The sequence below is a fragment of the Vibrio ordalii ATCC 33509 genome (assembly GCA_000257205.1).
Classification (GTDB): Bacteria; Pseudomonadota; Gammaproteobacteria; order Enterobacterales; family Vibrionaceae; genus Vibrio; species Vibrio ordalii.
The window spans coordinates 1-10,848 of the sequence record AEZC01000007.1; the positions used below are offsets into that span (position 1 = coordinate 1).

The 10,848-nt window shown below is 43.5% G+C and carries 7 protein-coding genes and 2 pseudogenes; 3 read left to right on the forward strand and 6 right to left on the reverse strand.

The features are described from left to right. A partial coding sequence (locus VOR_RS16460) for an EAL domain-containing protein (RefSeq protein WP_010316956.1) occupies positions 1-436 on the forward strand: 436 nt, incomplete at its 5' end. Between the two features lie 181 nt (positions 437-617). Here VOR_RS16460 and VOR_RS0100280 read toward each other — a convergent pair. The 6 genes and pseudogenes from VOR_RS0100280 to VOR_RS19235 all read right to left on the reverse strand — a co-directional run bounded on the left by VOR_RS0100280 (position 618) and on the right by VOR_RS19235 (position 8,554). Further along, a complete protein-coding gene (locus VOR_RS0100280; RefSeq protein ID WP_010316958.1) occupies positions 618-1,337 on the reverse strand; it encodes a carbonic anhydrase in 720 nt (239 codons plus the stop codon). Positions 1,338-1,495: 158 nt separating this feature from the next. Further along, positions 1,496-3,167 (reverse strand): annotated as a pseudogene (locus tag VOR_RS17545) (pyridoxal phosphate-dependent decarboxylase family protein). Between the two features lie 53 nt (positions 3,168-3,220). After that, positions 3,221-5,131, reverse strand: a pseudogene (locus tag VOR_RS17550) (methyl-accepting chemotaxis protein). A gap of 269 nt (positions 5,132-5,400) precedes the next feature. Continuing rightward, positions 5,401-6,330, reverse strand: a complete 930-nt coding sequence (speB, locus tag VOR_RS0100295; protein ID WP_010316960.1) for an agmatinase — start codon at positions 6,328-6,330, stop codon at positions 5,401-5,403. Continuing rightward, a complete protein-coding gene (gene speA, locus VOR_RS0100300) occupies positions 6,331-8,241 on the reverse strand; it encodes an arginine decarboxylase (RefSeq protein WP_010316961.1) in 1,911 nt (636 codons plus the stop codon). It lies immediately after the preceding gene. A 187-nt stretch (positions 8,242-8,428) separates the two neighbouring features. Next, positions 8,429-8,554, reverse strand: coding sequence for a TPR end-of-group domain-containing protein (locus VOR_RS19235; protein ID WP_415679739.1), 126 nt, complete (start codon positions 8,552-8,554; stop codon positions 8,429-8,431). Between the two features lie 285 nt (positions 8,555-8,839). Here VOR_RS19235 and VOR_RS0100310 point away from each other — a divergent pair, with 285 nt between their 5' ends. Further along, the gene (locus VOR_RS0100310; RefSeq protein WP_010316964.1) at positions 8,840-9,406 is read left to right on the forward strand and encodes a mechanosensitive ion channel domain-containing protein; all 567 of its coding nucleotides are present in this window, start codon (positions 8,840-8,842) and stop codon (positions 9,404-9,406) included. Beyond that, positions 9,403-10,749 (forward strand): magnesium transporter, encoded by a 1,347-nt coding sequence (locus tag VOR_RS0100315; RefSeq protein WP_010316966.1) that lies wholly within the window; start codon positions 9,403-9,405, stop codon positions 10,747-10,749. Before VOR_RS0100310 ends, VOR_RS0100315 begins: the two co-directional genes overlap by 4 nt. Positions 10,750-10,848 lie beyond the last annotated feature (99 nt).

Here is a 10,848-nt window from a genome sequence, read left to right on the forward strand (position 1 = left end):
GGCTAAGGCTTCCGGTGTATTGCCCTCTTCTATTGTGTTAGAACTGACGGAAACCGTCATACTCGATGGCGATAAAAATGCGCTTAACCAGCTTCATTCCTTAAATGAAATGGGGTTTCAACTGTCGCTGGATGATTTTGGAGCTGGTTTTAGCTCACTCAATAGCTTCTTTGATTTACCTCTCAATCAAATCAAAATAGACAAAAGCATTGTATGGAAAACACTGACTAACCCAGCATCAGAACAATATTTAGCCTTTCTCATCCAGTTTTGTCACACCAATGGCGTCGATATTGTTATTGAGTGGGTTGAAACTGGCGACATGTACCAAAAATTTAAAGAGATGGGCGCAACTTATTTGCAAGGCTATTGGTTTTCAAAACCGCTATCTTTGGTCAGTGCAAGCCGCTATACATTAAATACCGTCAATGAATAAGCACAAAAGATAGCTTAGCGAAATTAAGCACTTGCACCTAAAATTTGAAAAAGCAGAGCAGAGGAAAGAGTAAACCCTATGAACGCGGCGGCACAAGCTAACGGCTCTGCAATTGAGAACTAGGTATATTGTAAGCCCGGCCACAACTTCAAGTCGCTCAAAACACAAACGACAATAATTGTTATTCTTTATCTAGCACTAAGCGAGCATTGTGAGCTTGTATGGGCCGATTGTTATTTCCCATCACACTATGTAGTGCTGCACTTTGTTGCTGTGACAAACTTTTCGGCTGCTTGACCACCAACCATCTCACGCCTTCACTGCAAGGCGGCGTTGTGAGTGACCCATTAAAACGGTAATACTCATCTAGCTTAGGTAACAGTGACTGTACTGCTAACCCTTTTGCTAACTGCACACTCGTCCCAACTTTAGGCAACTCCGCAGTAAGCTGAGATAATGGTTCATCCTGTGTGCCCGTTTCAAACATCACCGCCAAAACGGCCAGATTGCCAGCCACATCAGCATGCACAAAATGCGCTTCTAAAGGATATTGATGTCCTTTAATTAAGTTTTCAGAAGGGGTATGGAAATGAAATTGTTTGAGTTCAAATTCTGTACCATCCACTACCAGTGTATTTTTCCCTGAAACTGAGGCTTGCAGCGTGTGTCCATTGTTGGTCAATGCACCCACAACGCCTGAATAGTGGATATCTAAAGATTTTAAATCAGCTTCAACGAGGCCATTGATATCTATTGGGCTTTGATTTTTGCCCATTTCACAAATTTTAGAAACATGTCCCCAATGTTCAGGACCACGTTCACCTTCATATCCCCATTCACTTGCTTGCGCCACATAGGTAAAGCAAACACTAATTGCTAGGGTCAACAGTTTTTTTTTCATTATCGTTCCTTGAAACAGCTTGTTATCTAAAATATAACATTCAGGTTAATATCACGCGCACATGGTAATACATTCTTTACACAGCATCCGTGGTGAAAAATAACATTACATTGACGTCAGTAGTCATTCATTTCAGTTCGCGCTCACCCTTTCCATGGCTAGCGCCGAACAATGTTTTGGCAAAACTGTTTGATATGCTTTCGGGTGGTATTGGGGTTCATTAACACCGCTTTTTCTCCCGGAATATATAAGCAATGTCCAGTATCATCATAATGAGTGCGCGCAATCGAATCGACCCAATTGGTGTTGAGATGCTGGCCTTTATGAGATAAGAACTGATGACGATGGTAGAGCGTATTCTCTACTATCGAATCAACCATAGAACCCTGACGTGCGACGTTCATTTCTTGCTCAAACATCGATTCAGCACACGTCACTTTCTGTGGATCATAGAGACGAAAAGTAACACTTGGCCCTTGGTTTTCTACTGCTGCCACCTTGCAGTGTGGTAGAGCGGCTAATTGGCAGCGTAAATAATTAGCATTTTGCAATGTATGACCAATCACGGTTTGGTAGCCTTCGATACCTAAATGTTGCAGTGCTGAATAGGCAGAGAAAACACCCACGGCACTGCGTGAACATTCAATGGTCGATTGCAAATGGCTCTCTTCTCTTTGAGCATGTTCAAAGTAGGAGTAATAACCGGGATCTGTTTTTAATACCGCGAGATCGTGTTTGTTTTTGAGCATCACCAAACTGGAAGTATAAGGAACATACCCCCATTTTTGAAAGTCGACCGTAAATGAATCCGCTAATTGTAAACTTTTAATCCTCGGCAATAAGGATTCAATACCCGTCAGTGTTGCTCGATTAAGCGATAAAGGGTTGCGTTCAGAATCATACTCTTGGAAAAACAACATACTCCACCCAACAGCAGCATCAACATGAATATGTGGTTTTATTGAAATTGCATATTCTTTCTCTTATCGCATAAACCTGTTCAATATCATCAATCGCAAAGGTATCCGTACTGCCAAACGTCAACATGATGGCAGGAACAGCAATGCCATTTCTAAAACAGAAAATCAATTGTTGGTCTAATTCAGCCAAATCCATTTCATTGTTATCTTTAACTTTGATCCGAATCGCTTTACCTTGAACATCAACCCCCAACAACGACAAATTTGTCATGTTTGAATAGTGACCCGCTTCTGAATTGAATATCCTGTAATCTTCTCCCGCCAAACCATTCAGAGCTGACTTTGGCAACGCTTTTCGAATACCTAATAGATAGCCGTACAAATTACAAAATGTACCTCCTTGTGTGAATACTCCTGTTGCTTGCTCGCTATCGTAGCCAGCTAAATGCGCGATTTGCCGCACGACTAATTTTTCCAGTTCAATGGCATCTCCCGCATATTCGCTATAAACCAAGTTAGGGTTGGCAATAGTCGCAAGTAGCGCACCGTGAATGGCCGGGTCACAAGGTGTCGAGATCACATTTTCCACTGAGCGAGGGTCATCCCAGTTTTTTGAACGTTTGGCGGCATAAAGCGCTAAGTCGTTAAAAGGGTGAATGGCGTGGCTCGAGTGTCGAGGAATGGTGTTTGAATGCCGTAATTGTTGCTGCAATGCAGTATTTACCACGGTTGGCGCATCAATTTTTCGCTCTTCAAGCCAACGAGCGATCTCGTGAATACGATACAAAGGCCAACGATTGGGATCGCGAGCAAAAAAATGCGCTTTCACTGTCTGGAAAATTGGCTCAAACGCAGGGTTCAGTTGGTTGGCGTGCTCATCTAGCCACACGCTATAATGCGCTGTTTTCATGATGCTCTCTCCGTGCTCAATCCCAAATAAAACGCCACGTTAGCGGCATTTTATTACTTTAATTTAAAGTTGGAGACCAAGCGGTCAAGCTCATGGTTTGAGTAAGAGAGTGACTCTGTAGCGCTGACGGTTTGTCTGCCACTCACCACCAATGATTCAACGATGTCTCTTATCGCTAGCATATTGCGACTGAGCTCTTCTGCCACTGTACTTTGCTGTTCGGTCGCAGCTGCGATCTGCGTACTCAAATCATCAATTTCGGAAACGGAAGTGCTCATGATGTTTAAACTACCAGAAACTTCGGACGTTTTATCTGCTGTGGTTTGACATTGGTTTTTAGTTTTGTCCATTGCGGCTACAACGCTATCCGTCCCTTCAAGTAGCTTGGCCAGCATATCTGATATTTCAGTAGTACTGTTTTGCGTTCTTGCCGCTAAAGCACGAACTTCATCTGCAACCACCGCAAACCCACGGCCTTGCTCACCCGCACGCGCCGCTTCGATCGCCGCATTCAACGCAAGCAAGTTCGTTTGCTCTGAAATAGCGCCAATCACGGTCAATACTTCGCTGATCTTGATCGCATCTTTGTTCATATTGGCAATGCGCTCAGACATCTGTTCGACATCACTCACCAATGAGCTGACCGTTTCAACCGCATTATTCACAATAATAATCGATTGTTTGGCCTCTTTGCTTGCAGAGTCAGTAATGTGATTCGATTGCGTGACACTCTCTGCCACAGTACGTGCACTTTCACTCATTTCAGTAATGGCCGTCACCACTTGCTCTGTTTCAGATGAGTGCGAAAGCAGCATGCGCTCATTTTCCTTTGCCGTTTGACCTAACTGCTCAATATTAGAGGAGATGTTTTGACTGGCATCAGATATTTGCAACATCATTTTTTGTAGATTTTCTGAGAATAAATTGAAGCCTTGGCTTATCTGCGCTAAATCATCATCACCATTCACCTCCAAGCGGCGTGTCAAATCACCGGAGCCTTTCGAAAGATCAAGCACCGCTTTTTTCAGGCGTAGCAAAGGCTTGTAGATATAATTAAGAATGACGAAGATTGCCGCAACGCTGATAATGAGCAAAGTCACCCCAGTGTAAATAGCACTACTTTGCGCTTCATACACATTAGCTAACGCCGTACCTTTGTCGACGAACACCATCATGGTCCAGTACATGTTATCGGTTAGGTTAACGCGTTTGAAATAACCATCAAATTCAATGCCTAAATAAGGAAATGACAAATGGCCAGCATCCTGCTGGCTAAAAAGTTTCTCCATTTCGAGGAAATTAGGGCTGACTTGCTAGGGCGTTCGTCCAATATCACTAGGATCATCACTAGCAAAAAAGACAGCATTCTTGTCGGTTAGTGTCGCTGCACCGCCGGCAAAGCGCATATTACTGACCTGGACAATGACTTCATCCAGTTGGATATCTCCCAGCAAAACACCAATGAAACGGCTTTGTTGGTAGACAGGCATAACTACACTAATAACCTGTTTAGCGGTGATTTTATCTTCATAAATTTCCGTTACCTGAGCAGTTCGAGAGGTTTTTGCTTGTTGATACCAATCCATACTGGTCAAATTTTGTTGACCTGTAACAACTCCGTTGTCTTTGTCAAACGACATATAGGTACGGCCATCATCATACACCATGATGACATTGGATATTTGCGCACTCTCAGCAAGCAGGCGTACTAAATTAACATTCTCTTGATCCGACAGCTCAGTGCGGAAATGTTGTGAACCTTTAACTACGGCTTGATACCGTGTTTTCACCCAAGATTCGAGTTCAGAAACGTGATAGTTGAGCTTGTTTTGAGTTTCTGTGGTTAAAGAAGTAATCATCTTCTCTTTTAACGACAGCATATTGATGGTACCCAAAACGATTAATGAAATCGCCACAAGCAGCGCTACGCTCACATATATTCTGCTTTTAAAACCTAAATTCATAGATTCACCCTCACCGTATAACAGCTAGAAAGATTAAGGTGAAACTTGATCATATTATTAATATGAATGGTAGACCAATGAGACACCTAGCCAACCTAATAAAATTGGTACACGGAGAACACTTATGCAAGTTATGTCATTAATATTTATTATTGGGTGCGCAAAGTGAACGTTACATTGAAAGAGAATATGATGATTTTGGATGGAAATACGTTGAGGTGATGGTTAAGAAAAACGCGCAGCGGTTCTGCTGCGCGTTGACTGATTTTTTATGACGTCACGTTTGTCTTAGAAGCCCAAACGTAAAGCAGCTCTAGAGCAATTGTCGCACCAGCTAGAGCGGTGAGCTCACTTTGGTCGTACGGAGGAGAAACTTCAACAACATCCATTCCCACCAAATTAATTCCGGCCAATGCACGAATGATTTTCAGCACTTTATCGGAATTCAATCCACCACATACTGGTGTACCCGTTCCAGGAGCAAAAGCAGGATCTAAGCAGTCAATATCAAACGTTAGGTATACGGGTTTATCACCAATAGTTTGACGAATATTATCGACGATCTCTTCCACTGACATATCATTCGCTTGCATCGCATTGATGACATTAAAACCGTGGCCTTCCTGTTTGTATTCGGTACGAATACCCACTTGCACAGAATGCTTGGCTGAGATTAACCCTTCCTTCGGCGCATGATAGAACATAGTGCCGTGATCATAAGCGCTGCCGTTGGCATAAGTATCGGTATGAGCATCAAAATGAATCAATGCCATTTCGCCATAATGTTTGGCATAAGCACGCAATATAGGCAACGTGATGAAATGGTCACCACCTAAAGCAAGCATGGTTTTGCCACTTTTTAGAATTTCGCTGGTCGCCGCTTCTAAGCGATAAGTGAAATCTTCAGCATCACCGCAATCAAACACTAAATCGCCTGCGTCGATCACCTTGGTATTTTGAAACAAGTTAAAGTTCCAAGGAAACTTTTTGCCTTCCCATGCAAGGTTCACTGAAGCGCGACGAATCGCATCTGGACCCATTCTCGCGCCCGGGCGACCTGATGTGGCCATATCCAAAGGTACGCCTAGGACCACGACATCGGCATCCGCACTTACTGGGTTTTTGACATAAGGACGACGCACAAACGTCATCGCATTTGAATACAGGGAATAATCAGTTTTAGTAAACAAATCATTCATTTAGAAATCCTCTAAATAGGTATAACCGCTTAAGCCTTGTTCAAGCTCTTGCCATACATTTGCTTGTTCTTCGACCGCGACTCGTTGGCTTACTAATTCACGGTAGTTCGTACGGATAGCATCAAGATCAATATGGACATAACGCATCACATCCTCGACCGTATCCCCTTCATTAATCGACACAATTTCAGTTTCGCCATTCTCGGTCATGTTCACCACAACACTGTGAGTATCGCCAAATAGGTTATGCATATCGCCTAAGATCTCTTGATATGCACCAACGAGGAAGAACCCCATTAAATAGGGTTCATCGGCATTCCATGCGGGTACTGGCAGTGTCGTTTCAATACCTTGCCCTTCAACGTACTGCTCGATGGCACCATCAGAATCACAGGTGATATCGAGCATCACGGCGCGGCGATCTTCCACTTTTTCAAGGCCAGACAATGGCAATACAGGGAAAACTTGGTCGATCCCCCACGCATCTGGCAATGATTGAAACAGTGAAAAGTTAACAAAGAACTTATCCGCCAATCGCTCATTCAGTTCATCCAAAATAGGACGATGAAAGCGATTTTTGGTGCTCATTTGCAGTGTCAGTTCGTGATAAATGCGCAGCGATAGCTGTTCAGCCCAAGCACGGTGCTGAAGGTTAATAACGCCAGTCGAAAACTGGCTGTGCGCTTCCGACAGATCGCTTTGCGTATCATTGTAAATTTCAATCAGTGCACGTGCATCAGAGCCACCACTTAAGCTCTGCCAGTTACGCCACATGTTTTGTAGTAGTACAGGAGCCTCTTCACCAACCTCTGGGATCTCTTCAGGATAATAAGCTTCTGTGCCAATAACATTAGTAATAAGTACGGCGTGGTGCGCGGTAATTGAGCGGCCTGATTCAGAAATAATGACTGGTCTTGGCTGGCTGTATAACTGGCACACATCGCTCACCGTGCTTACGATATTACGTGCATATTCAGCTAAGCCGTAGTTCATCGAGTTGGATGATTGACTGCGCGTACCGTCGTAGTCCACCGCCAAACCACCACCCACATCGAAAAAGTCAATCTCTGCACCAATATCGCGCAGCTCGCAGTAAAAACGCGCCGCTTCGTTCACGCCATTGCGTACATCACGAATATTCGCCATTTGCGAACCTAAGTGGAAATGCACCAGTTGCAACGCCTCAAGTTGTTGCTCTTTTTTAAGGTGTTCGATAACGGTCAACACTTGAGATGCAGAGAGCCCGAACTTTGATTTTTCACCACCACTCGCCTGCCATTTTCCCGCACCTTGTGAAGCTAAACGAATGCGGAGCCCTAAACGTGGTTTCACGCCTAAGCTTTTTGCCTCTTTCAGAACGAGCTCTAACTCAGACAATTTTTCCAAAACGATGAATACTTTATGGCCAAGCTTTTCACCAATCAGGGCCAGACGAATGTACTCTCTGTCTTTGTAACCGTTACACACGATCACAGAACTTGCTTGTTGGGCTAAAGCCAATACCGCTAATAATTCTGGCTTACTGCCCGCTTCCAATCCAAGCTGTTTAGTCTCTAGCTGCGCTTGGCTGGCTAAAATCTCATCCACCACTTCTTTTTGTTGGTTCACTTTGATTGGGTAAACCAACAGGTAGTTGTTTGGATATTGGTATTCTTCAATCGCCTGATTAAAGGCGTCACAAATGTTATGTACGCGTTGATGCAGGATCTGCGGAAAACGTACAAGCACAGGCAAATTTAAATCACGCGCTTCAAGCTGCTTTACGATCGAACTCAAGGGGGTTTGGTGCGCCTTATCATGGCGCGGCGAAACATAAACTTCGCCTTGATTGTCAATACCGAAGAAGCCTTGGCTCCAATAATGAACATTGTAGTCAGCGCGAACGCGATCTAATTTGGATGGTTGTTCCACATCTAATCTCACAAAAACAGAGAGTAAAAAGTGAATCAGAAAGTCTGATATCACGACTTGACGCCTGTAACGTCAGGCGCATTAACGGTTAAAAGCGTAAGTGTGTCTAATGATAATAATTTGTCGTTAAGATTACGTTTGATTATCACCAGTTCGCTATAAAAAGTGGATGAAATTTAATACAAAATCAAATGTTGCCACTGATCAGCTCGTCAAACTTCTTATTGCCGTGTAGTCCTTCTAAATCAGCTTCTTCTGCAATTAAATCTCGCAATGAAGCGCTAATTTCCGTGGCTCTTTGTAAATCCTCAATCGCTTGTTTTCGGTAATGATGTGTGTTTTGCGCTTAAGATATTTACGGCTAGACATTAAATATACCCAAACAACTTGGAGTTGCAGGTAGGCGGCAAGTGAGTCCCCATGAGCATAGGCAAACTATGTGATTGGGGTGAACGAACGTAGCCAACACCGCTGTGGCTTCAAGTAGGAAGGGGATAGCCATGAAGAACAAAGGATGTAAATCATATCACCCTGATTAGAGGTTGTAATTGACTGAATTTCAGTTATTTTGAATCAAATCTCCTTTTTCTGATTCGTCATGGAATACTTAGACTTATTTCAAAAAAATTATCAATGGATCATCACGATCATGGCGTTGCTTATTTATCCTAAAGCAGCCAGCTACACCGTGCGATGGTTTGAAAATATGGTCGTAGGCAAAGTCGATATTCATCGGCTCAAACGAGCTAGTTGGCTGGTGAAGACCTTACTCTTCTTGGTGTTAGTGCTGACTCTGCTAATGATGTGGGGCGTGGAACTGCGTGGGTTATTGGTTGTTGGCTCATCACTTTTTGCGTTGCTTGGCGTCGGTTTGTTTGCAAGTTGGTCTTTGCTGAGCAACGTCACCTCATTTCTGGTTTTATTTGTACAAAACCACTGTCGCATCGGTTTATGGGTGCGAGTGGTGGATGGCGCAAATTTTGTTGAAGGTAAAATCGTCGACATGAACCTACTCAATGTCGTACTAGAGAATGTTGATGGTAATACAGTGCTCTATCCAAACAACCTCTTTATTGTTCGCCCTGTAATTGTATTAAGCAAAACTCCAGAAAAAGCCGTGAAAAAAATCGAGAAGAAACAACTTCCTATCGGAGTAAAACGTTGAACGAATATCAAGACCTTTCACTGCATATTGAAACGATTTCAAAAGCCGATGAGCAGCAACAAATCGACTTACTCGGCGAGTACGTGGAAAGTGGGCTTGATGAAAGCTCGATCGCAATCATCTTAGAAGCTTTTCCTGTCGAGCAGCGGGTACGTCTGTGGCGTAGCCTACCCTTAGAGCTGCACATTGATGTACTGACAGAGATGCGTGCTGAAGTACGTTTCTCTATCATCAACGCACTGTCAGAAATAGAACTAAAACTGACTCTCGCCAAACTCGATAACTTGTCTCTGCTCGAATGGGCCGATTCTCTGCCTGATGAAATCATCAGTGAAGCGCTGCGCTTAATTAGTCGCGACGAGCTTGAATTGTATGATCAAGCCAATGCCTATGAAGATACTGAAGTTGGCCACTGGGCAAACCGTAAAGTGTATACCTTGCCTTTCAGCATCAGTGTCGACAAAGCCAAGATGCTATTGGAGAAATATCATTATGACTCTCCACAACATATCTATTTGATCAACAAAGCAAAAAAATCCCAAGGTATCGTGAGTTATACAAAAATTTTGCTTGCTGAAAGCAAAACTTTACTGAAAAACATCAAGCAAGATGATCTCTTTACGCTGAATGCTCACCAATCACTTTCTGAAGCAGTAGAAGCGTTAGAACATTCCCAATTGCCGACCGTCTCTATCATTGATAACCATGAAATCTTAGTGGGTGAAATTGACTGGCAATTTGCCCTGAGTACACAACGAGATATTTACGAATCGCGCTTAATGGCCGGTACGGGTATGGATGAAGGAGATGACTTATTTGCCCCTATCATTAAAAGTTCTAAAAAACGAGGTCTTTGGCTCGGGATCAACCTGCTGACCGCCATCCTCGCTTCGGTCACTATAGGTATGTTTGAAACGGTCATCTCGCAAGTTGTCGCGTTAGCGGTGTTGATGCCAATTTTTGCCTCGATGGGCGGTATTGCGGGAAGCCAAACCTTAACCTTGATGGTACGCGCCATGGCATTGAACCAAATTACACCGGGTAACCGTTTTGCGTTGCTCAAAAATGAAATTGGTATTGGTTCCATTAACGGTTTGTTATGGGCGTTGATCATTGGTGCCTTGGCAGGGCTCTGGTTCCAGTCAGCGATGATTGGCGCCACCATTTCACTGGCCATTGTCGTAAATATCATTACCGCCGCACTGTTTGGGGTACTCATTCCGATCACGCTTGATAAGTTTAAGCTTGACCCAGCATTAGCGGGTTCTGTCATCTTAACCACAGTAACGGATGTTGTCGGCTTCTTTGCCTTCTTAGGCACAGCAAGTTTAGTGATGTTGTAGCTTTCCAAACCGCTTGAAGCGGCTTACATCAAAAACGGCAACTTTAAACAGGAAAGGCATGTCATTTCAGACAATTGAATAAACTAACTTACTAGAAAA

What these genes read in the sequence shown, in the direction of transcription:
- VOR_RS0100280 (WP_010316958.1), bottom strand. Translation starts at nt 1,337, where the DNA reads ATGAAAAAAAAACTGTTGACCCTAGCAATTAGTGTTTGCTTTACCTAT.
- speB (WP_010316960.1), bottom strand. Translation starts at nt 6,330, where the DNA reads ATGAATGATTTGTTTACTAAAACTGATTATTCCCTGTATTCAAATGCG.
- VOR_RS0100310 (WP_010316964.1), top strand. Translation starts at nt 8,840, where the DNA reads ATGGAATACTTAGACTTATTTCAAAAAAATTATCAATGGATCATCACG.